Genomic DNA, 21,670 nt, shown 5'->3' with positions numbered 1-21,670 from the left:
TTTTAAGTTTATTATTATTGGATAATTTAGTAAATTAAATATAGTTAATGAAGTTGATTAAAAACATTAATTGAAGGGGTGAGGTTTTGGATTATAAATGGATACAGTCTTTTGTAGTTGCAGCTAAATCTTGTAATTTTCGAATGGCAGCAGAAAAGTTGAATTTATCGCAACCAAGTATCACTGTTCATATTCATCAGTTAGAACAATTTTTGAATGTTAAATTATTTAAACGTGAAAAAAACCGTGTGCTATTAACGGAGGCAGGGCAGCTTTTTCTAATTGAAGCTCAGCAAATCATCCATCAATGGGATAAAAGTATTGAACGTTTTCAGTTAGCTACTAAAGGAATTGAAGAAAAGCTAATTATTGCAATGACGCCATTAATGGTGGAAACGATATTGCCTCATGTTATTTATCAGTTTATTAATGAAAATCCTTCTATCGAAATATCTATTTTAGTGGAAGATTCAGCAAAAATTGAGGATTTAATAAATAGTGATAAGGCGCATATTGGTATTTCATTATTGCCAACGCGTTATCGACATTGGCACCAAGAGCTTCTTGTAGAGAGCCCTCTAGAATTGGTTATTCCATTAGATGCTTTCGATGATGAGACAGGAGCTTATATTGAATATGAGGAATTATTTCAAACCTACACTTTATTTACAAACCATCATCCAACTATTTGGAAGGAGCTATTACATAAACTACAGGAAAAATATGTAGTTACAAAACAAGTGTCCATATCTCAATCCTATGTGGTAAAACGCTTAATAAAAGATGGATTAGGCATGTCATTTTTACCACGAATGATTGTTAGAAGAGAGCGAATGGAAGGGCGGTTTAACATTGTTCCCTTCGAAGAAATAGCATTACCAAGTGTTCCTGTATATCTTTTTTATAAGGATTCAGTAGAAATTCCAGAAGAGTTACTATGTTTATTTCAGACGAGGGATTATTTGTAAAATTATTGTCATCTATTTCAACACAATTACTTATCGATCTCATAACTTTATTAATGTGGTCATATCAAAAGTAGGGAAGTCTTTAGTAAAACTTATGCTATGTAAGTTGATTTCCATTCCGACTGGACGCCCCTCAGAAAGCGCCCAGTCGGAATGGAAATCAACCCATGTTATGATGATAGCTATTAAAATTATTTAATGTTGAACGACATAAAGTTTTATATAATATTAATAGGAATATTTTAACAAAGGTGTGATTGTATTGAGAATTTTAATGGTTGAGGATCATGAAGATGTAAATGCAATGTTAACAGAATTGTTTGAGCAAGCAGATTATCAGGTAACAAGTGTAATGGATGGAGTAGAAGGTCAGCGGGCATTTCTGCAAAATGAGTTTGATCTTGTGCTTCTTGATATTATGCTTCCCTTTAAAAGTGGGGATAAATTACTAAAAGAAATTCGCGCTATTTCGGATGTGCCTGTTGTCATGATTTCAGCTAAAGATTTAGTGTCAACAAAAATTGATTTGCTTCGTTTAGGAGCGGACGATTATATTACGAAACCTTTTGACCTTGGTGAGGTTCTTGCCCGTGTTGAATCTATCTTACGTCGTGTTAAAAAACAAGTTACACCAATGAAGCAACTACAATTTAAGGATATAGTACTGGATGATGTCGCTAAGCGAGTGACAGTGAGTGGTGAAGAGGTCTTGCTAACTGCAAAGGAATATTTATTGCTCGAATTGTTTATGAGAAACCAAGAGAAAGTATTCACAAAAGCAAATTTATATGAATCCATTTGGCAGGAAGAATATTTAGGAGATGAACATATTATTAAAATCCATATTAGTAATCTTCGACATAAATTAAAGACAAAAAATCCACAGGCGGATTATATCGAGACGCTTCGAGGGCTTGGTTATCGTCTACGTCCATAAATTATCCGTAATCTATACGCCATCTTTACTTTATCTATACCTTTCATGAGTAATCTATGAATATGAAAGGGAGGTGCTTAATATGGGGGAAACCATATTAAAAACGAATCAATTAACAAAAACATATAAAAAGCAACCAGTACTTCACGACGTATCAATCGAATTAAAAGAAGGACGTATTTATGGGCTTATTGGTGAAAATGGTGCGGGAAAATCAACCTTAATGAAGATTATTTCAGGGATTAGTTTTCAAACAGAAGGTTCATTTGAGTTATTTGGAAAATCATCTGATAAGGAAATACAGCAGCAACGAAAACGTATTGCCAGCATGATTGAACAACCAGCGATTAGTCCTGATATGACTGCAAAAGGTAACCTTAAATATCATCGTATAATGCGAGGGATTCCGAATGAGGAGCTTGAGGATGAGATACTGCAATTAGTTGGATTGACAAGTACCAACAAGAAGAAAGCGAAGCATTTTTCACTAGGAATGAAGCAACGTTTAGGCATTGCCATTGCGTTATTAACTAACCCAGAGCTTTTGATTTTAGATGAGCCAGTGAATGGGTTAGACCCTCTAGGTGTTGTTGAAATTCGTCTGCTTTTAACACGGCTTTGTGAAGAGCGACAGATGACGATTTTAATTTCGAGTCATAATTTACCAGAACTTTATCAAACGACAACTGATTATATCATTATTCATAAAGGGAAAATTATGAAACAAATGACTCAACAACAGCTCGACGAGGAGTGTAGACATTATATTCGCATGGGTTGTACAGCTCCAGAACAATGTGCACATGTATTAGAAACAGTTCTTAAAACACAAAACTTTCAAGTCATGCCTAATAAAACGATAAAATTGTATGATTTTTTAGAAGACCTTGGGGATGTGTCAACCGCATTATTTGAAAATGGGATAACACTTACGGAATTTAGTCTACAAGGAGATACATTAGAGAACTACTTCCTTACGTTAATTGGAGGTGAGCGACATGTTTAATTTAGTACGTGCTTACCTCTATAAAACAACTAAATCCAAAATATTTTGGGTCTTACTGGCTCTTACAACCTTTTCTGCAATAGGAATGTTTAGTATTGCATATGGCATTGGCAATAACTCCATAAATGAAAGCATCAGCAACGTTGGTTTTTTATTATCTGATATGAATACGATGACAATAGTAGGCGCAGTACTTGCCACTATACTTATTTGTTCAGATTTTGACACAAAAAATATCCATCATCCGATTATAAGCGGGTTTGCAAGAATCCAAATCGTCGTAAGTAAAGCGATTGTTTTCTGGATCTTACTTATAGTTCTTGTAAGTCCTTATATCATAGTGACAATAATTGGGCTATCAATGGACAGCACGTTTAGTATGGGCGGGAAAGCAGCAGGTTACTTAAGTATTTTAACGTTGACTACTACTGGCAGCTTCGGCGAATACGTAACAATAATGATCACCATGGCAATTGTCTATCTTGCCCAGTTAACGGTTTGTATTTTACTAGCATTTGCTTTAAGAAAATCTGTGCTTGTAGTAGCTGCGTATTATATGATGTCAATGTTCTTTGGGCAGGTAGCAAGCTTCCAAAACTCATTTGAGATTATGAATAAAATATTATCCTTTACACCATATGCAGCGGAATATATTACAATTAATTTAAGCATGAGTAAAGGTGATATGATGTCGGCCATTTCTATTTGTGTCATCTTTATAATAGTAGTGATGTATTTAACATTTATGACATTTAGAAAAGCAGAAATCAGATAAGGGGATGTAGGGAATGTGGATCGTGGCAATTGTAGTCATTGTAGGATTACTGTTTTATATTTTTTATATACAAAGGCAACTACGATTGATGAACGTACAATTGTCACAACGTATACATGAGCAATATACGCAGCCAATTAGCGTAGAGCTATTAAACAAAGAAGTAAATCAACTCGTGGCAAATATAAATCGCATATTAATAGAATCGCAAAAATCAAGGTCATATATTAAACGGGAAGAAAAATACTATAAGGAAATGATTTCAAACATTTCTCATGATTTTCGTACGCCGCTAACTGCGATCAAGGGCTATCAACAAATGCTTTTAAAAGAACCCTTAACAGAAAAGCAGCTTGCAAAGCTTGAAGTCGCACAAAAACATGTTGGAAGACTGGAGCAATTATTAGCAACATTTTTTGAATATTCCTATTTGCATAGTAATGAAGATAAACCTAAAAAGAATCGTATTAATATATCAAATATCGTCTTTGAAGCAATTGCTGGTGCCTTTGCACAATTTGAACAAAAAGGAATAGCCGTCAACTTGCCTAAATTTGAGCCACTCATTATTAATTCTGATGAAGAAATGCTTTTACGTATTGTGCAAAACTTAGTACGAAATAGCATCATGCATTCGCAAGGTGATGTAACTATCAAGATGTGGTTAGAAGAAGAACATGCATATATCTGTTTTCAAAATCCGATTGACGAAAATATTCAACTAAATCCTAACCAACTCTTTGATCGATTTTATACAACAGATAATTCCAGACGTAAAAATACTGGTCTAGGGCTATCTATTGTCAAGCTGCTTGCAGAAAAACTAGGTGGAAGTGCAACGGCCAAAATAGAAGATGGCATGATTGAGTTTTTAGTGTGCTTAAAAAAGAATTTGTAATAGTAATAGCCAAGAAGCTTAGTGCATCTTGGCTACTACTATTACATATAACGTTTACAACAATGTTATAATTACCATGGAAATATAAAACTTTTTATGGTAGTTATAGTATATTCTGTAATGATTATGTTGGTGGCGATTTCATCATTATATGTACACCTAATACATTTTGGATTGGACTTGCATTACTAGGGATATCTTGTATCTCTGATTTAGTCATATACAAATAATTTCACATCAAAAGATTATTGCAGATGAGAAAGAATCATCCATTTTGATTACACCGGAAAGAATTGAAACTTTACTGCAAATGGTAGAGGAAAATAAAGATGGATACGAACACAGTGATAAATATTTAGATATATTAAATCGTTGGAAACAAGGTGATTTTAAATCTGTTGATAAAGACCATAATGATATGTGGTTTATTCAAGGAACAAAAGAAGGTGGTATAGCCACTGGTATTACTACAAAAGAACAAGAGAAAGATTATATATTCCAAGTCTTTGGTATTCCAATAGAAAAGCAGAGTTAAATTCTGTTTTTTTGCGCTTGAAATTAGAGATAATTGCTAATTGGTTTAGAAAAGATTTAAAAGAAACAAATAATATCTCACTACATTTCCTGCCGATAAAATGAGTATCAAAATTCTTTATCTAAGACACAAAGTAAATAGGGCAAGTGATTAAGTGTGAATAAAGAATATAATAACGCAAAATTGAAAACTGACATTCAGAATGGCTTAATAAATCATTTTGAATTTTTTGACTTGCATAAAATCCTTAAGGAATATAAAGATGCCGGTGGTAAGCAAAATGATGCATATGCGGTGTTAGAAAGTTTAAGAGGAGACCTTAAGGATGATTCTTCTGAAGATATACTACTCGAATTATTAGATGTTGTAATTGGATTCTGTTCACCGCATATAAGGATATGGGACTGAAGTGTCTGAAAACCACTAGAAAACGCTTTGTTCAGCGATTCAAGTCTCTTCATACTGAGGATTGTGGAAACATAATAATTGAGCGTCTCGTGAGCCAGGTGTGTAACTTACACTGTTTAGAAAGAGGTGGGTGTCACGATAAAGAAAAGAAATTTTGATGAAATCATGGATTGCTTAGAACATCGAAATAGAATTCCTAAGATCAGTGAGTTTTCAAGGAAGGATTGTTTATTTTTATATGAGAAACTTGCCGATAATAAAATCGAGGCAGATCATATTTTTTTATCTTATGAAAAAGCGAAAAATTATAATAAAGAGTTCCACGAAGATTTTAGTGAATTTAAAGAAAGCCATTGGATATTCGCAGAAACTGGTAGAGGCGATTTTTGGATAATCGATCTTGATGATATTCAATCACCGCCTACAGTATTTTTTTATGATCATGACCTTGAGGATTTTAGTCCTGAAAACATGTTGAATATGTCAATTAATATACTAGAGTGGTTTGAGTTAGCAGATTTAATTTCTCAAATTCATAACGAAAATTTTTATGACGAAGATTTTAGATTAAAGGAGCAATGGAAGCAAAAAGCTATTGAGGAAATTGAAGAGATTAAAAAGGGACTTTCAAAAAAATCTCCTTTTCAATTATTTTGATTAATAGAGTTTATGATGTATATATAAAACTCTTTATTACACATGGTTTCAATCATACAAATTAACTTTTTTTAAGTGAAAATAGAGAAGTTCCGTTTTGATACCTTGAATCGGCTTTTATAGGAAAACCTTCCCCACATAGTAACGACGAAAAATGAGCTCTTTATATTGAGTTTGATGTTCCTACTTCTAGTATAAAACAGAAGGATGGGCAAAAATTGTAGAACCAAAAGAAAAAACTGTCGATAAAGAAGAGGTTACCGATTCCTGAACTGCTTGATATGAAAAATGTTGTTGGAAAAGGAGAAAATGGATGGAGGAAAGTGAAAATATTTTAAAAGATTTTGAAGAATGGTTTGTTACAGTAGGTAAGTCGTCATTAATATCTCCTAGTTCATTGAACATCGAACATATACTTCATCCAAATGGTAATCACTATTATTGTTTAAAAATAGATTTCGAAAGTAAAAATTCTATTGCAAGATTAACACTTTGGGAAGAGAAATCAGTGTATTTAGAAGCTATAGATTTGAAAAATGCTAAAAATTTTATTAATGAAAACTATTTTTTTTCAGATTTAAATGAATTAATAAACAAAGTGCTGCAATTTATAAAACAACTAAATGATAAAGAGCAAAACGCGCAAGCAAAGTAGTTTGAAGTAGCCTCTGTTAGTTAAGTTTTTTTTAATTAATGTAGGCTGTCTATACATGCAACAGATCTTATTGATTCTTCAAATGATATGAAGTATTGAATTTAAAAAGGGTAATAGAACCATTAAAAAGGGTTTATTGCCCTTTGTTTTTTGATGCTCGATATGGAAAAATACAACATGAAACAATAGACTCTTTAGAGATAAAAGATAAGTTTTATTAGAGTTCATAGGGGGGAGCGGACTTATGGATACAGAAGAAGCAATAGCTATAATTTATGATGGGTTAGTAAGTGAAAATTCAGTACCGGTAAAATTAAGAATGAATAGGGAATTAGATTCTGATTTATTAAATCTAGTGAGAGAGGCACTGGATGTAGTAACACAATACTATAAAGATAAAGAGACAGTTCCCAAAAAGTTAGCATTAGCTATGGTTGATATCTATGGTGCATTTTCATTTCAAGCAGGGTATTTTGACGATAAGTTTTTGGAGGAATTAGAGGGAATCGGTATTGAGTTACAGGAAAAGGCTACAGAGCTTTTTTCTGAATGATTTATTTCGTGGAATTTTATAATAGACATGGAGATAAATATGTATTTTAAGTGGAACTAGATGTGAAGCTTCAACTTTTCGAGAGACCAAAAAAGATGAAAAAGAGATTTATATTTGAAGGCATTGTGGAACAACAATTGAAAAAAGTCTATGGATAAGTATATTTTTTTACCAAATGTGTAAAATGTTAATTTGCCTTTTATAGGGGTGTGCTGTATGGATTTTTCAATAGTTTCAGACACTGCGGGTGCGAGAGTTGGTGAATTAGCTAGTGAATTAAGAAACGCATTGATATCTAATATAAATTCAAAATATAAGAATGTCGATGTTTCGATCGGGATAGCCTTTAGATGCTTACCAGAATCCTATGAAAGAAAATCATTTATTAGATATACGAAAAAAGATAACTATCTGACAATCGATATGGCAGTTACGGTAGAAGAATATGAAAAATTGTATAAAGTAGAACAAAGGTATTATTTAGGAAATCTATTTTTAGAGTTTCTAAACAGGGCGTTAGAAAAACACAACTTTGAAGGGCTTGAAAAAGAGATGTTCATAAGTGACATTAAAATGTGGGCAAGAGAAATCCCTTTGAAAATGGATAATGGTTCAACAAAATTGTGTAATTGGTTTAATGAAGATATTGATTGGTCTGTAGATCTTGATAAATAAAGGTTATTTGACCAAATATAATTTACGAAAAGGATTTAATGTCAGGTGTTGTAAAAATGAATGAGAGAACAAGAAAAAAATGTTAGTAGTACGGATCTTTGTTTGTTTAAAATGAAACGTTAAATTGAATTCTGCATGGAAGAAGAAACACGATGAAAATAACACTGACACTTAGTACTTGCCTGACAGTAAAGGGGACTGTAAAACATGAAATACCTAGCTCATTCGATATTAAAAAAATGAAAACGGTAATAAGATTAGGTTTCTAGAAACATCTGAAGAAACGAAAGGGGAGTTAGAAGAAGGAGGTTATGATTGGGAATCCTTGGCGATGTCTTTCTTGACGAAAAAATGCCCGAATTAAAAGGTATTGTCAAGTTTGATTCGGAAGCTAGCATGTTTTGTGCCTATTCCTTCGATAAAAAAGCATTAGAGAAGTTTGCTATTTCATTTAAAAATACATGTGAAGATGAATCTACTATTACGGATTTATTTTCTCGTGCAGAATTAGATTGAAGTTTTTTTTAGATTGTTTGAAATTTTCTTGAGTATTAGAGATTGTACAATGTCAGTGAGCTATTTTGTAACAGATTCTTTTATTAATTTAATGAATAATAATCAAATCAAAGGATTACGATATGAAAACGTTGGACATGCAGAATGAAAGAAGGAATGCTCAATGAAATTTTCAATTATGAAAGATAATACTAGTCTTCAGTTTACCCCAATAAAAAACGATGAAGTTGAACAAGTGGAAGGTGAACTAGGTATTGTTTTTCCAAAAGAATTAAAGCTATTTTTGACGGAGATTGGTTATGGGTCTTTTGTTGGCGAAGAAGAACTAGACGAAAATTGTGTGTTAAGCCCGGCATCAATTAGAGATTTTCGATTCAGACAAGGTTTTTTTGATGCTTACCCTAACTACGATGTAGAAAATAAAATAATTTTCTTTATTGGATGGGAATCAGTGCCTTTTTCAATCGAATTAACAGATGGGGAACAAAATGCTGTCTATGATAACGAAAAAAAGATTGCAAACTCTCTTGAAGAATTTTTATTAAAGATTATCGAAGATCCTGAATACTTCCAACGGGATTAGTGTGAAGGGTTAAAAATGGCGAAAAAATCATTGTTGTTTGTAACGTAAAGAGCTTTTTCAATTCAAATTGACGCAGGCTCCCCTATCCCTAAAGCTGAAGGTCAAGGTTTCTTTAGTTTTTCAACAGTTTTAGCAATTATGAGTATACTGATCTATAATGGCGCGAAGCATTCTTTATTTATGATTACTTTGCTTATGCTATTATATGGTATATACGAGATGATTTTTAAACAAAATCAAGCCGAAAAATGTGATATTTGGTGTGGCAATACTTTTGTTTTATTACGTATTGCATTTTTATTCATAGTTTGTTTGAGAGCGTAGGGGTACGTTCAAGGGAGGTAAAGTGAATGGTATTTTCTCTTTTTAAGAAAAAGAAAGAGCCGCAGCAGTTGAAAAATAGAGTAGAGTTTTGTATCACAAATTTATCACTAGGTGCAGCGGATGCCTATGATGTATTAATTGAAAGATCCGATATTGAAATTGAGGAATCTGGCTGTACATCACACTGTGAAATTTGTGAGCAAGGTATTTTCGCCATCGTCAATGGAGAAGTTGTCACAGCGGATGATGCAGAGGTGCTTGTACAAGCAATAGATGAAGAGCTGAAACAAAATCCTCTTTATTAAAATGAAAAACAGCTTGTTAAACAAGCTGTTTTTATTTGGCCTCATATAAATGTACCATCTTTTTAAGAAATATTTTAAAAAGAATATTCCATAACAAAAACCCGGAATAAATTCCGGGTTTGATTACCACTTACATTTCTTCCTCCATGACACACTGCCTCGCTTCCGTATTGGAAACTTAAGATTTTCCTAAGACAACCATACTTTAGCTTTATTCAGTATTGATGGTCCTTCAGAGTTATCGATCAACCGTACTCATCGGGTTAACCCTCCTAGTCACATTGGATTTGAAGTGAAATCTTTAATAGTATAGATCAATTATTATTTTTCATACACATTATTTTTGTGAAATTAGAGTTATGAGACTAAATATTTTATTGCACAAACGGCGGAGGTTAGTTCAACAAGAAAGGCTATTGAATGAAGTTCTTGTTAGTATCGAAATCTGATTGGTTTGCATATTAGTTCTTTAAGAAATATCTTCATTCAGCAAATGTTTTGGTAGCGAAAGCGAAGCGGCAGCTACAAATGTTTTGGTAGCGAAAGCGAAGCGGCAGCTACAAATGTTTTGGTAAGCGAAAGCGAAGCGGCAGCTACAAATGTCTTTTGTACCGAAAGCGTAGTGACAGGTACAGATGTTTTATGTAACGTAAGTGAAACGGCAGTTACAGAAGACTCCCACCTCTGCAGGTGGTGAGATGAATGCGGATGTGGTTCATTTTCAGTAGGTGTCCAAACACATGCTGAAATAGAGGAACTCAGTCTAAGAACGCCACGTCCTGTGGCAATTTATCTGTGCGAAAGCGAAGCGACAGCAACACACGACTGAGTGACCAACATCACGTTGGCCCAAAGCCTCCGGCGGATGTCACGGATTTTCAAAGGAATGAATTGTGCTAGCACAATTCAAAATCCAGACGCAATTACGCCAAGGCGGAATTGATTTTTAATATAAGGGGAAAATAACTACAAAATTCACACCCAGAGGTGGCGACAATTCTTGAGAAAGTTAATGCTACTAGTCATGGTGATTGTTGGATTATTTACTCCAATGCAATTAGTAAATGCAAATAATCAACCAAAATTAAAAACAGAGGATATTTTATTTGTTCAAGTAAACCGTTTATACGGTGGAACTCGTTCATTTAAGGAAAATGATGGGTATGAGGAAGCAATCATCAGTAAGGTTGTTAACTGGATAAACACGTCAAGTCCTTCCGAAGGAGTAATTGAGTTAGAGTTAAATAAAATTCCCGTAGTCTCGACAATGAAAATAAAAATGAAAAACGGGGACGTTGCAGTTATTGAAACTGCATATAATTGTGTGACCGAATACCAAGTAAAAACATGCACGATAGCAGATGGTGAAGTTATATATACCCGAAATAATAAAAAGGTTCGATTGAAATCACTAGAACTTTATGATTGGCTCTTAGTTGGCTGGAAATATGAAAGTATTGGGGCACCAAAAGATGAGTTGCTTGAAGAAACTTTATATACCAAATATTATTCCTACCTAGACAAAACTTACTCAGATTTTGTCATGTGTCCCAAAATAGATAAAATTGAAAGAATACATGGCGATACAAGAAGACATCTCGTTCATGCAAGTGCGTTAAATTATAGTGCACATCATGGTGGCGCTCCCTTTGATAGAATCCATATCACGTTAACTGATACTCCAGAAAATGGTGTTAAAATAAATAAAGTTATTATACAGAAGGGTATCTCTGAAAAAGAAAGCCGTATGCAATGTAGACGGGAAAGTTGAGGGGTTTGGTTCAACTCCCATGAAAATAAAATCTCTGGCACTAAAAAATTCATTGCTAAAACAGACGCGATTTTGGTATTTTAAAAAATGGTAGCGCCTATTTAAATTGAACCCCGTTACCTAAAAGTTCGATATACATTAGAGGGGTGTGAAATTCTGCTAAAAAAAGTGATGTGAATATTACTATGTTTAATTTGATCTGGCTGTGCTGGGATGGCTGATTATACAATCAATTTAGAAAATGGATATCGAATTGACCGAATATCAGCTCATCAAATTGCTATTTACGGGGATGAGCCTGTACAGTCAGATGATAAAACAATCGATAATTATTTGTCTGTTCCGGCTAAAGTGACAGACGTTTGGTGGAACAAGGAATATATAGTTACTAAGCAAATAGTATTAGCTGCTGATGAAAATGGTTATGAAGAGCCACCTGAAAATCCATCTATTAATAACATTTCATATTGGATAATTGATGTAAATAATCATCAAGTTTTTGGTCCATTTGAGGAAAAAGAATTAGAATATGAAACAGATAAATTTGGATTAACTGAAAAAATATCCTTAACACCAATTAAAAAATTAAAAATAAATTAATTTAAGTATTTGATGGATTATCCGAAGGAGCTTATGACATATCTTATGTTGTACAAGAGGAAGAGTTCCTATAGATATAAAACTGAAGGTAAAGGTAGAGTTACTTCCCTAAGGCGGGGTTTGGAACAAGCAAAAATGATTCATTGCATGTCACGTAATAGGTGATGGATCAACGGGATCCTTTTGGGGAACGTAAAATGTAAAAAAATTTATTTACATTAGTAAACATTTGAAACGTTACAACAAGCGATCGGTGATTATATCCAGATTTACAATAACGAACGTTACCAAAAAAGATTAAACGGCTTGAGCCCCTTGGAATACAGAGTTCAAGCCGTTTTTACTTTGACAGGGGGCAGTTCAAACGCCGGAAGAACTAGGGGAAATGCCGATAGCTCAAAGAAACCGCCGACCATTATTTTTACCAGCCTCGTACGTATTGCACCGGAGGTTTCACTTCTTCTCCTAATTCCTTGGCAGCATGAAGTGGCCAATATGGTTCGCGAAGTAAAACACGGGCTAGGAAAATTAAATCAGCACGATTATTTTGTAAAATTTCCTCAGCTTGAATAGCTGTCGTAATAAGACCTACTGCACCAGTTGGGATACTAGCACCATGCTTAATCGCTTCAGCATGAGGCACTTGGTAGCCTGGAAAAACATTAATCCCTGCTTGCACGACACCTCCTGTAGAAACATCAACCAAATCGACACCTTGTGATTTCATCCAACGACTGAAGACGATAAAATCATCCATTGTTGTACCATCTTCTGCATAGTCTTCAGCAGAAACACGCACAAGTAAAGGGCCTTCCCAAACACTACGAATAGCATCGATGACTTGACGTAATAGTCGATAACGATTTTCCTCGGAGCCACCGTATTGGTCATTGCGTTTATTCGTTGCTGGTGATAAAAATTCACTAATTAAATAGCCATGTGCACCATGAATTTCAAGAACATCAAAGCCTGCTTTAGCAGCACGAACAGCCGCTAGTTTAAATGCTTCTACAACATATTCAATATCTTCTAAAGTCATCTCAATAGGCGTTTTATAAGCATCGCTAAATGCAATGGCTGATGGCGCAAATATTTCTCCCTCTACAGTTGCTTTACGTCCAGCGTGTGCAAGCTGTATGCCGGTTTTTGCTCCGTATGCCTTCATTCCTTGCACTAATTGACTTAAACCTTCAATATGAGCGTCATTCCAAATACCAAGATCGTTACTAGAAATACGACCCTCTGGTACAACACCAGTAGCTTCGACAATGATTAAACCAACTTGACCAGAAGCCCGCGTTGCATAATGTACTTGGTGGAATGGTGTAACAAGCCCATCATCCTGTGCCGAGTACATACACATCGGTGCCATCACAACACGATTTTTTAAAGAGATAGTTTGTAATTGATAAGGTTCGAATAATTTAGTCAACATAAAGCCCCCTAATTCCTAGTGATATACTTCATTTTGCACATGTTATTTACTATTTGCAAGTGAACGAGATCGAGCTTCAGCTTCTTTAATACATGCTTCAATGGCTTCATTAAACTGATATTGTTCAAGAGCCTTAATGCCAGCTTCCGTTGTGCCGCCTGGACTTGTTACTTTTCGGCGCAATACATCAGGATCGTCAACAGATTGCTTCAGCATTTCAGCAGTACCAGCAAGTGTTTGCGTCATTAATAGTCGTACTGTATCCTTCGAGAGGCCCACCTTTGTACCAACCCGTTCAAATGCCTCCATTAAATAATAAATATAAGCTGGGCCACTTCCTGAAAGAGCCGTTACAGCATGTAATTGATCCTCATCTACCTCAATAACTGAACCAACCGCTTCTAATAGCTGTAAGAAAATTGAGCGCTGTTCGGTTGTCACTTTGTCATTAAATGCAATCCCACTTGCAGACATACCAATAGTGGCGGAAGTGTTAGGCATGACACGTGCGACTGGACGAGCGCCTAAATGTTCTGTAATAGTATTAATAGCAATCCCAGCTAAAATAGAGAGGATGGCTGATTGCCCTGTGATTTTAGGCTTTAACTCATGCATAGCTGAAATGGCATCCTTAGGCTTCATCGCTAAAATGATTAAATCAGCCTGTTGATAAGTATCGTGATCAAAATTGCAATTAACACCATATGTGTCGTGTAAAAATTGTAAGCGTTCTTTGTCTGAACGATTGGTGACGTAAATTTCTTGCGCTGTAAATACTTTTTCTTTAATCCAGCCCTGAATCAATGCCTCTGCCATAGAGCCTGCACCTATAAATAGTATTTTTTTCATAATAAAACCTCCAGTTCTCAAAATCAATTTCGCCTTGGCGTAATTGCGTCGGATTTTTGAATTGTGCTAGCACAATTCATTCCTTTGAAAATCCGTGACATCCGCCGGAGGCTTTATCTTCATTCAGCTGCCGCTTCGCTTTCGCTACCAAAACATTTGTAGCTGTCGCTTCGCTTTCGCTACCAAAACATTTGTAGCTGTCGCTTCGCTTTCGCTACCAAAACATTTGTAGCTGTCGCTTCGCTTTCGCTACCAAAACATTTGCTGAATGAAGATAAAAAAGCGCTTTCGTCCTTATAATGAAGGACGAAAACGCTTGTTTCCGCGGTACCACCTTTGTTTGCCAATTGGCACAACTCATAGCCCTTTTATCGCAAGGGAAACGGTTATGTTTTCATAACTGCTCAGAAGTAGGTTCGGTAGTGGGAGCGGGTGATGTTACTTTCAGCAAATGTAACACTCTCTAATACACCTTCACCAATTACGTACTTGGCTTCATCAACGCACAAAAAATAATTAGATTATTCAAAATTATATTGATAATACGTCAACCTGTCAACAGGAGGGTGACGAAAAGAAGAAAAACTTGTAAAATAGAATGAATCGGTATTCACTAGTTGCATAAAAAGGGGAAACAGCTTTTGTCTATATACAAAATAGAAATACCAACACCCTATGAAGTGGGAGATGTAAATGCATTTGTTGTCAAAGGCGATGCATTAACAATTTTTGATGTTGGTCCAAAAACAATGGAAGCCTATGATGCGCTAAAATGGGGTATTCGAGCGGCAGGCTTTGAAATGAGAGATATTGAACAGGTTGTGTTAACCCATCATCATCCAGACCATGCAGGTTGGGTGGATGCCTTTCCGCATGCAGAAATTTTAGGGCATGCCTATAACGATAAATGGCTTCGTCATGACGAGGATTTTTTACGTTATCACGAGCAATTTTACAGTGAGAGCTTATTTGAGCACGGAGTTCCACAAGAATATATCCAAACAAGTGTACATGTACGTCGTGAAATAGAGCTTGTAGGTGAGCGACCATTAACACAAATTCTTTATGATGGTGATGAGGTGCCAGGACATCCTGGATTAAAGGCTATTGAAACATTAGGTCACGCACAAAGCCATCTAATCTTCTGGGATGAAAAAACGCATCATGTAATCGGTGGAGATTTATTGCTTGAAAAAATAACGCCCAACCCATTAATTGAACCACCATTGGACCGTACATTAGGACGTACTAAATCGTTACTGCAATATAATGAATCGCTAGAAATTTTACGTCGATTACCCGTAAAAATGATGCATACAGGACATGGTGCAGAATTAGAGGATATTCCTCAATTAATCGATAAACGACTAGAACGTCAACATCAGCAATCTTTGAAGGTTTACGAATTATTTGATGACGAATCATTAACTGCTGTACAAGTAACGAAACGCTTTTACCCAGCAATTTTTCAACGTCAGCTTGGTCTGACGCTGTCCAAAACGCTCGGTTATTTAGATTACTTAGAGGCCAACAATTTGATTACATCTACAAAAACGGAAGAAGGTATCTGTTTATTTCAAAGGAAGTAGGTTGAAACATGAGTGTTAATAAAAAGACTATCTTCGTGACAGGTGCAACAAGTGGTGTTGGACTGAAAATTACAGAAATATTAGTAGCACAAGGTCATACGGTTTATGCAACAGGACGCAATACAGTGGCATTAAAAGCATTAGAACGCGTAGGCGCCAACGTGATCCAAGCAGATTTAACTAATTTAGCTACAATAGATGAAGTATGTGCACAGCTCCCGCCTCTTGATGTAGCTATTTTATCTGCTGGGGTAGGTAAATTTGGCATTGTACCTAACTTATCAGATGAAGCTATTAGACAAATGGTTGAGTTAAATGTCAGTGTACCGATGTATTTAGCAAAACGTTTAGCAGCGCCTATGATACAACGTCAGCAAGGTCAGCTAATCTTCATCGGCTCACAGGCAGGAAAGGTAGCGACACCAAAGGCTAGTGTTTATGCTGCTACAAAGCATGCGATTGTCGGCTTTACGAATGGGCTTCGCATGGAATTGGCTCCTTATAACGTTAAAGTCACTGCAATACATCCAGGTCCAATCGATACACCATTTTTAGATAAGGCGAGTGATGAAAGTGGTTATCGAGAGTCTTTAGGGAGATTTTTATTAACCGCTGAAGAAGTGGCACAAGCTACTGTAAAAACAATCGAGCGCCCTGTCCGAGAGGTTAATTTACCATGGATCATGGGGTTAACAAGCAAGCTGTATGCAATCGCACCTACAACCGTTGAATTTTTAGGCAAATCATTTTTCAATAAGAAGTAACAAAAAACTCAATAAAATAATATTAATCAAACTGTAAACATACTTAAGTAAGAATTGAGTGTGTATACAGTTTTTTTATGGCTCTACACCAAAACGTGTGATTGATTTCTTTGATAGAAAGAGCTTGTTTTTCGATAAAAAGCCAAAAAGTTTCGATAAAATGAGATTTTGTTTCGATAAAAGCTCAAATAGTTTCGATAAAGAGCGATTTTGTTTCGATAAATCTTCAAAGTATTCCTATAAAACGAACGAAAGGAGCTTTAGCGAGTTGTCTCTTGCGCTGAGACAGCTCTTTTTTGTATGCCGGGCTCCGTCAACTAAGTGATGAAAGTTCGCTGTGGCATTTAGGATATGCGAACCACTAGCTAAGTGCAAGGGTGTCCATTCGCGCAAAAAACAACCTGCCGCTGCCGCTAAGTTAGCGCTAGTTTTCGCACAGAAAACATTTGTTGCTCCGCCGCCCAAAGAAAGCGCACATCCGAAACGGAAATCAATACCTCGTTTTGCCGAAGAACCGTTTACTTTCCCGAAATCTATATTATATACATTCATGTTGCGAGTAAAAAATCGTTTTTCCGAGTAAATATATTCATAGTTTGTACAAAGGCTTAAAGTATTGGAGTGACACACTTTTTACAATAAACATAAAAGTCTATTAATTTATAAAAATACACTTGTTTTTATTTTTATAACATGATACTATTCGTGTATAAACTTTTAAATGGATGTATAAACATACATATCTTATAGATTAATTGGAGGCGCATTTTTTATGGCAAACAAAAAAGTAGTATTAGCATACTCAGGCGGTCTTGATACTTCAGTAGCAATTCCGTGGTTAAAAGAACAAGGTTGGGACGTTATCGCAGTTTGCCTTGATGTTGGTGAAGGTAAGGATCTTGAATTCATAAAAAATAAAGCTCTTCAAGTAGGAGCAATTGAATCATATATGGTAGATGCGAAGGACGAATTTGCTGAAGAATATGCATTAATTTCATTACAAGCACATACTTGGTATGAACAAAAATATCCATTAGTATCGGCACTTTCTCGTCCGTTAATTTCTAAAAAATTAGTGGAAATTGCTAACCAAGTAGATGCTGACGCAGTAGCTCATGGTTGCACAGGTAAAGGTAATGACCAAGTTCGTTTCGAAGTTTCAATCAAAGCTTTAAATCCAGATTTAGAGGTATTAGCACCTGTACGTGAGTGGGGCTGGAGCCGTGATGAGGAAATCGAATATGCAATGAAACATAATGTTCCGATCCCTGCAACTTTAGATTCTCCATTCTCTATTGACCAAAACTTATGGGGCCGTGCAAATGAAGCGGGTGTAATGGAAGATCCATGGGTATCTCCACCAGAAGAAGCTTACGGTTTAACAATTTCTGTGGAAAACGCTCCAAATGAAGCGGAATACGTAGAAATTGAATTTGTAGCTGGTAAGCCAGTATCTTTAAATGGTAAAGAAATGAAGCTTGCTGATTTAATCCAAGAACTAAATGCAGTAGCTGGTGCACACGGTGTTGGCCGTATCGATCACGTAGAAAACCGTTTAGTTGGTATTAAATCCCGTGAAGTATATGAAATCCCAGGAGCAAAAGTGCTATTAACGGCTCATAAAGAGCTTGAAGACTTAACACTTGTAAAGGAGTTAGCACACTTCAAGCCAGTCATTGAGAAAAAACTATCTGAATTAATTTATGATGGTTTATGGTTCTCTCCACTACGTGATGCATTGGAAGCATTCCTTGCTGAATCACAAAAATTTGTGAACGGTACTGTACGCGTGAAGCTTTACAAAGGTCATGCGATTGTGGAAGGACGTAAATCTCCAAACTCACTATATAGTGAAAAGCTAGCAACATATTCTAAAGAAGACCAATTCAACCATGCTTCAGCAGTAGGCTTCATCGAATTATGGGGTCTGCCAACAGTGGTTAATTCTTCAGTAAATAAAAAATAAATTCGACGAGCAAGGTGTAGTGAAGCATTGCGCTGAGCTGCACCTTTTCAAAAAGAAATGAAGGAAAAGGTGAGCTGTTATGACAAAACTTTGGGGCGGACGTTTCCAAAAATCAGCAGAAGCATGGGTGGACGAGTTCGGCGCATCGATTGGCTTTGACCAACAGCTTGTTCTAGAAGATCTAGAAGGTAGCGTAGCACATGTTACGATGCTCGGCGCAACAGGGATTTTACCAGCCGCTGACGTAGAGGCCATTCTTGGTGGTCTAGCACAATTACAAGAAAAGGCAATCGCAGGGGAGCTTGAATTTACAGTTGCTAATGAAGATATTCACTTAAATCTGGAAAAAATGCTCATTGATTTAATTGGGCCTGTAGGTGGTAAGCTTCACACAGGCCGTAGCCGAAATGACCAAGTAGCAACGGATATGCATATTTTCTTGAAAAAGCGCGTGAAAGAAGCAATCGGTTTAATGGAGACATTCCAAAAGACTTTGCTAGAAAAGGCTGAGGAGCATGTAGAAACAATCGCTCCAGGCTATACGCATTTACAACGTGCACAACCAATCTCATTTGCACATCACATAATGGCCTATTTCTGGATGTTAGAGCGTGATAAACAACGCTTCACGGAATCGCTTAAGCGTATTGATATTTTACCTTTAGGCGCAGGTGCCATGGCTGGTACAACATTCCCAATCGACCGATTAAAATCAGCTGAGCTTCTAGGCTTCAGTGAGGTTTATGCAAACTCAATGGATGCAGTAAGTGATCGTGATTTTATCGTTGAATTTTTAAGCAATTCGTCACTATTAATGGCACATTTATCTCGTTTTGCAGAGGAAATTATATTGTGGTCGACAGATGAATTTAAATTTATCGAGTTGGATGATGCCTTCTCAACAGGTTCTTCCATTATGCCACAAAAGAAAAATCCTGATATGGCGGAGTTAATCCGTGGAAAATCGGGACGTGTGTACGGTAACTTAATGGGTTTATTAACCGTTCTAAAAGGAACACCGTTAACATACAACAAAGATATGCAGGAAGATAAAGAAGGTATGTTTGATACAGTCCATACAATTCTTGGTTCACTAAAAATCTTTGAAGGTATGATTCGTACGATGACTGTTAATACAGAGCGTTTGCACCAGGCAGTACACTCTGACTTCTCAAATGCAACGGAGCTTGCAGATTATCTTGCAACAAAAGGTATGCCTTTCCGTGAAGCACATGAAGTGACAGGAAAACTTGTATTCACATGTATTCAAAAGGGCATCTATTTATTAGATTTACCGCTTGAAGACATGAAACAAGAAAGTGAGCTTATCGAAGCGGATATTTACGATGTTTTAGCACCTGAAGCAGCCGTTCGTCGTCGTCATTCTTTAGGTGGTACAGGATTTGATCAAGTAAAAATCCAAATCGAAAAAGCAAAAGCTTGCCTTGTTTAACCATTACCTTAGCGTGCATGTCCTTGTGACTTTTGCATAGATATTCATTAAAGCTGTCCAGTGAGGCACTATGAAAACCTATTTTCCTTTTTCGTTAGAGCCAGAGGGTGAAACGAAAAAGAGACCCTTACATAGGTGAAGGACAATCCCCAATTCTGGAGACGCGGAATTGGGGTTTTTGTATAAAGAAATAACAATGGAGGTATTCGCAATGAATGATCGTTTTACAAAGGGGTTAGAAACAGTTAAACAGTATGTCACTGAGGAGGAAGCAGCACGAATGATTGAAGCAGATGCACTTGCTGACGTGGCACCTGATTTACGCAAAATGATTATCGAATTTGCCTATGGTGATGTTTATTCACGACCAGGGCTAGATGCAAAAAGCCGTGCGCTTGTTGTTATTACAGCGGTAGTTTCTCAAGGCGCTGCTCCACAAACAAAAACACATATTAAACGTGGTTTATATGCAGGATTAACACAGACAGAAATTGTGGAAGCACTATTACAATTAGTGCCGTACATAGGTTTTCCACGTGTGCAAAATGCGCTAACCATTGCGCAACAAGTTTTTAAAGAAGAGGCTTAAAAAAATTACGCTTTTAAGGCAAAATCAAAACAAATAATAAAACATGAATATATATTAGTTAAACGGTTCATATTAAGGGAGTAAACACTTATTAATCTAATATGATTAGGAGGATGTAGAATGAGTAGTCAAGCACCGAAAGACCAGGAATCTCAGGAAAGTCCGCCACAACTGTATAGGGTGAGCTTCTAAAAAACTTAAGGAATCGGTGGGCAGAGGTTATTCTGTTTTGCTGTATCTTAAGAAGAAGCAAAAACCGATACAGATAAAATCAAATAGAAATAAGTGTTCTTGGATCCAGAATTTTTCTGGGTCCTTTTTTTATCTCGCATTAACTGCCCGTAAAAGCCCGATTGATGAAAACTAAAAGAAAAACCCCACTTAATACAAAATTTGACTTTATTAAAAAACTGTATTACTCTATGTATAACAGATTTCTGTTTGGTGATAAGCGATACAGATAGGAGAGATAAGATGCATATTCATTTAGATCCAAGCAGTGAATTACAGCTCTATAAACAGTTAGTGAATCAGTTAATTGAGTTAATTGCTAAGGGAGAGCTAAAAAATGGTGATACATTACCTTCAGTTCGTTCAATGGCTTCGGATTTAGGTATTAATGTCAGCACGGTAAGTAAGAGCTATCATGAACTTGAAGAAAAAGGTTTAATCGAATTAAAGCCGAAAGCGAAGGCTATCATTATCGGTGGTCAAAAAAAAGAACTAGAAGAGACGGAAGTAGAAATAGTAGAAAATGCATTAAAACCGATTATGGCAGAGGCATTTGCACGTGGTCTCGAAAAAGATCAGATGACAAGTTTGTTTCATCGAATTTTAAAACAATGGAAGTAGGGGAAAT

Annotated in this window: 25 protein-coding genes and 1 pseudogene; 23 read left to right on the top strand and 3 right to left on the bottom strand. The window is 35.9% G+C overall.

What is annotated here, in order from left to right:
• Positions 1-86: 86 nt before the first annotated feature.
• The 17 genes and pseudogenes from FJQ98_RS17380 to FJQ98_RS27620 form a co-directional block, all read left to right on the top strand.
• The gene (locus tag FJQ98_RS17380) at positions 87-968 is read left to right on the top strand and encodes a LysR family transcriptional regulator (protein WP_053594989.1); all 882 of its coding nucleotides are present in this window, start codon (positions 87-89) and stop codon (positions 966-968) included.
• A gap of 262 nt (positions 969-1,230) precedes the next feature.
• On the top strand, positions 1,231-1,905 hold the full coding sequence (locus FJQ98_RS17375) for a response regulator transcription factor (RefSeq protein WP_425492659.1): 675 nt from the start codon (positions 1,231-1,233) through the stop codon (positions 1,903-1,905).
• A gap of 82 nt (positions 1,906-1,987) precedes the next feature.
• Positions 1,988-2,911, top strand: a complete 924-nt coding sequence (locus FJQ98_RS17370; protein WP_053594990.1) for an ATP-binding cassette domain-containing protein — start codon at positions 1,988-1,990, stop codon at positions 2,909-2,911.
• Entirely contained in the window at positions 2,904-3,686 is a 783-nt protein-coding gene (locus tag FJQ98_RS17365) for an ABC transporter permease (protein WP_053594991.1), read from the top strand. The genes FJQ98_RS17370 and FJQ98_RS17365 overlap by 8 nt, the downstream gene beginning before the upstream one ends.
• A gap of 13 nt (positions 3,687-3,699) precedes the next feature.
• The gene (locus FJQ98_RS17360) at positions 3,700-4,584 is read left to right on the top strand and encodes a sensor histidine kinase (protein ID WP_053594992.1); all 885 of its coding nucleotides are present in this window, start codon (positions 3,700-3,702) and stop codon (positions 4,582-4,584) included.
• 220 nt (positions 4,585-4,804) lie between these two features.
• Entirely contained in the window at positions 4,805-5,119 is a 315-nt protein-coding gene (locus FJQ98_RS17355) for a DUF6241 domain-containing protein (protein ID WP_220443515.1), read from the top strand.
• A 156-nt stretch (positions 5,120-5,275) separates the two neighbouring features.
• Complete coding sequence (locus FJQ98_RS17350) at positions 5,276-5,527, top strand: hypothetical protein (protein WP_053594994.1); 252 nt, start codon at positions 5,276-5,278, stop codon at positions 5,525-5,527.
• 165 nt (positions 5,528-5,692) lie between these two features.
• Positions 5,693-6,184: a hypothetical protein gene (locus FJQ98_RS17345; protein ID WP_143114805.1), complete on the top strand. Its 492-nt coding sequence runs from the start codon at positions 5,693-5,695 to the stop codon at positions 6,182-6,184.
• Positions 6,185-6,497: 313 nt separating this feature from the next.
• Positions 6,498-6,839 (top strand): immunity protein TriTu family protein, encoded by a 342-nt coding sequence (locus FJQ98_RS17340; protein ID WP_053594996.1) that lies wholly within the window; start codon positions 6,498-6,500, stop codon positions 6,837-6,839.
• Positions 6,840-7,083: 244 nt separating this feature from the next.
• A complete protein-coding gene (locus FJQ98_RS17335) occupies positions 7,084-7,392 on the top strand; it encodes a hypothetical protein (RefSeq protein WP_053594997.1) in 309 nt (102 codons plus the stop codon).
• A gap of 216 nt (positions 7,393-7,608) precedes the next feature.
• Positions 7,609-8,067, top strand: a complete 459-nt coding sequence (locus FJQ98_RS17330) for a hypothetical protein (protein WP_053594998.1) — start codon at positions 7,609-7,611, stop codon at positions 8,065-8,067.
• A 315-nt stretch (positions 8,068-8,382) separates the two neighbouring features.
• Positions 8,383-8,583: an Imm51 family immunity protein gene (locus FJQ98_RS17325; protein ID WP_053594999.1), complete on the top strand. Its 201-nt coding sequence runs from the start codon at positions 8,383-8,385 to the stop codon at positions 8,581-8,583.
• A gap of 163 nt (positions 8,584-8,746) precedes the next feature.
• Complete coding sequence (locus FJQ98_RS17320; protein WP_053595000.1) at positions 8,747-9,166, top strand: SMI1/KNR4 family protein; 420 nt, start codon at positions 8,747-8,749, stop codon at positions 9,164-9,166.
• A gap of 350 nt (positions 9,167-9,516) precedes the next feature.
• The gene (locus FJQ98_RS17315; protein ID WP_075807250.1) at positions 9,517-9,795 is read left to right on the top strand and encodes a YuzB family protein; all 279 of its coding nucleotides are present in this window, start codon (positions 9,517-9,519) and stop codon (positions 9,793-9,795) included.
• Positions 9,796-10,795: 1,000 nt separating this feature from the next.
• Complete coding sequence (locus FJQ98_RS17310; protein ID WP_053595001.1) at positions 10,796-11,566, top strand: hypothetical protein; 771 nt, start codon at positions 10,796-10,798, stop codon at positions 11,564-11,566.
• 213 nt (positions 11,567-11,779) lie between these two features.
• Positions 11,780-12,166, top strand: coding sequence for a DUF3997 domain-containing protein (locus FJQ98_RS17305; protein WP_053595002.1), 387 nt, complete (start codon positions 11,780-11,782; stop codon positions 12,164-12,166).
• 237 nt (positions 12,167-12,403) lie between these two features.
• Positions 12,404-12,487: pseudogene (locus FJQ98_RS27620) on the top strand (IS3 family transposase); the annotation flags it as partial.
• 100 nt (positions 12,488-12,587) lie between these two features.
• Here the strand turns inward: FJQ98_RS27620 and namA are convergent.
• The 3 genes from namA to FJQ98_RS17285 form a co-directional block, all read right to left on the bottom strand.
• Complete coding sequence (namA, locus tag FJQ98_RS17295; protein WP_053595003.1) at positions 12,588-13,601, bottom strand: NADPH dehydrogenase NamA; 1,014 nt, start codon at positions 13,599-13,601, stop codon at positions 12,588-12,590.
• Between the two features lie 42 nt (positions 13,602-13,643).
• Positions 13,644-14,450, bottom strand: coding sequence for a pyrroline-5-carboxylate reductase (gene proC, locus FJQ98_RS17290; RefSeq protein WP_053595004.1), 807 nt, complete (start codon positions 14,448-14,450; stop codon positions 13,644-13,646).
• Positions 14,451-14,629: 179 nt separating this feature from the next.
• A complete protein-coding gene (locus FJQ98_RS17285) occupies positions 14,630-14,797 on the bottom strand; it encodes a hypothetical protein (protein WP_158003030.1) in 168 nt (55 codons plus the stop codon).
• Positions 14,798-15,091: 294 nt separating this feature from the next.
• Here FJQ98_RS17285 and FJQ98_RS17280 point away from each other — a divergent pair, with 294 nt between their 5' ends.
• From FJQ98_RS17280 to FJQ98_RS17255, 6 genes are all read left to right on the top strand, one after another.
• A complete protein-coding gene (locus FJQ98_RS17280; protein WP_053595005.1) occupies positions 15,092-16,039 on the top strand; it encodes an MBL fold metallo-hydrolase in 948 nt (315 codons plus the stop codon).
• Positions 16,040-16,047: 8 nt separating this feature from the next.
• The gene (locus tag FJQ98_RS17275; RefSeq protein WP_053595006.1) at positions 16,048-16,803 is read left to right on the top strand and encodes an SDR family NAD(P)-dependent oxidoreductase; all 756 of its coding nucleotides are present in this window, start codon (positions 16,048-16,050) and stop codon (positions 16,801-16,803) included.
• 772 nt (positions 16,804-17,575) lie between these two features.
• On the top strand, positions 17,576-18,769 hold the full coding sequence (locus FJQ98_RS17270) for an argininosuccinate synthase (protein ID WP_053595007.1): 1,194 nt from the start codon (positions 17,576-17,578) through the stop codon (positions 18,767-18,769).
• Between the two features lie 79 nt (positions 18,770-18,848).
• Positions 18,849-20,222, top strand: coding sequence for an argininosuccinate lyase (gene argH, locus FJQ98_RS17265; protein ID WP_053595008.1), 1,374 nt, complete (start codon positions 18,849-18,851; stop codon positions 20,220-20,222).
• A 211-nt stretch (positions 20,223-20,433) separates the two neighbouring features.
• Positions 20,434-20,811: a carboxymuconolactone decarboxylase family protein gene (locus FJQ98_RS17260; RefSeq protein ID WP_053595009.1), complete on the top strand. Its 378-nt coding sequence runs from the start codon at positions 20,434-20,436 to the stop codon at positions 20,809-20,811.
• A 474-nt stretch (positions 20,812-21,285) separates the two neighbouring features.
• Positions 21,286-21,663, top strand: coding sequence for a GntR family transcriptional regulator (locus tag FJQ98_RS17255; protein WP_053595010.1), 378 nt, complete (start codon positions 21,286-21,288; stop codon positions 21,661-21,663).
• Positions 21,664-21,670 lie beyond the last annotated feature (7 nt).

Origin of the sequence: Lysinibacillus agricola (assembly GCF_016638705.1) — a bacterium.
GTDB classification, from domain to species: domain Bacteria; phylum Bacillota; class Bacilli; order Bacillales_A; family Planococcaceae; genus Lysinibacillus; species Lysinibacillus agricola.
The sequence above is the reverse complement of the archived record's forward strand: the minus strand, read 5'-3'. Positions and strand labels throughout refer to the sequence as shown.

Coding starts and splice junctions, on each gene's coding strand:
- FJQ98_RS17370 (WP_053594990.1), top strand. CDS start 1,988: ATGGGGGAAACCATATTAAAAACGAATCAATTAACAAAAACATATAAA.
- FJQ98_RS17365 (WP_053594991.1), top strand. CDS start 2,904: ATGTTTAATTTAGTACGTGCTTACCTCTATAAAACAACTAAATCCAAA.
- FJQ98_RS17360 (WP_053594992.1), top strand. CDS start 3,700: ATGTGGATCGTGGCAATTGTAGTCATTGTAGGATTACTGTTTTATATT.
- FJQ98_RS17345 (WP_143114805.1), top strand. CDS start 5,693: ATGGATTGCTTAGAACATCGAAATAGAATTCCTAAGATCAGTGAGTTT.
- FJQ98_RS17340 (WP_053594996.1), top strand. CDS start 6,498: ATGGAGGAAAGTGAAAATATTTTAAAAGATTTTGAAGAATGGTTTGTT.
- FJQ98_RS17335 (WP_053594997.1), top strand. CDS start 7,084: ATGGATACAGAAGAAGCAATAGCTATAATTTATGATGGGTTAGTAAGT.
- FJQ98_RS17330 (WP_053594998.1), top strand. CDS start 7,609: ATGGATTTTTCAATAGTTTCAGACACTGCGGGTGCGAGAGTTGGTGAA.
- FJQ98_RS17320 (WP_053595000.1), top strand. CDS start 8,747: ATGAAATTTTCAATTATGAAAGATAATACTAGTCTTCAGTTTACCCCA.
- FJQ98_RS17315 (WP_075807250.1), top strand. CDS start 9,517: ATGGTATTTTCTCTTTTTAAGAAAAAGAAAGAGCCGCAGCAGTTGAAA.
- FJQ98_RS17305 (WP_053595002.1), top strand. CDS start 11,780: ATGGCTGATTATACAATCAATTTAGAAAATGGATATCGAATTGACCGA.
- namA (WP_053595003.1), bottom strand. CDS start 13,601: ATGTTGACTAAATTATTCGAACCTTATCAATTACAAACTATCTCTTTA.
- proC (WP_053595004.1), bottom strand. CDS start 14,450: ATGAAAAAAATACTATTTATAGGTGCAGGCTCTATGGCAGAGGCATTG.
- FJQ98_RS17275 (WP_053595006.1), top strand. CDS start 16,048: ATGAGTGTTAATAAAAAGACTATCTTCGTGACAGGTGCAACAAGTGGT.
- FJQ98_RS17270 (WP_053595007.1), top strand. CDS start 17,576: ATGGCAAACAAAAAAGTAGTATTAGCATACTCAGGCGGTCTTGATACT.
- argH (WP_053595008.1), top strand. CDS start 18,849: ATGACAAAACTTTGGGGCGGACGTTTCCAAAAATCAGCAGAAGCATGG.
- FJQ98_RS17260 (WP_053595009.1), top strand. CDS start 20,434: ATGAATGATCGTTTTACAAAGGGGTTAGAAACAGTTAAACAGTATGTC.
- FJQ98_RS17255 (WP_053595010.1), top strand. CDS start 21,286: ATGCATATTCATTTAGATCCAAGCAGTGAATTACAGCTCTATAAACAG.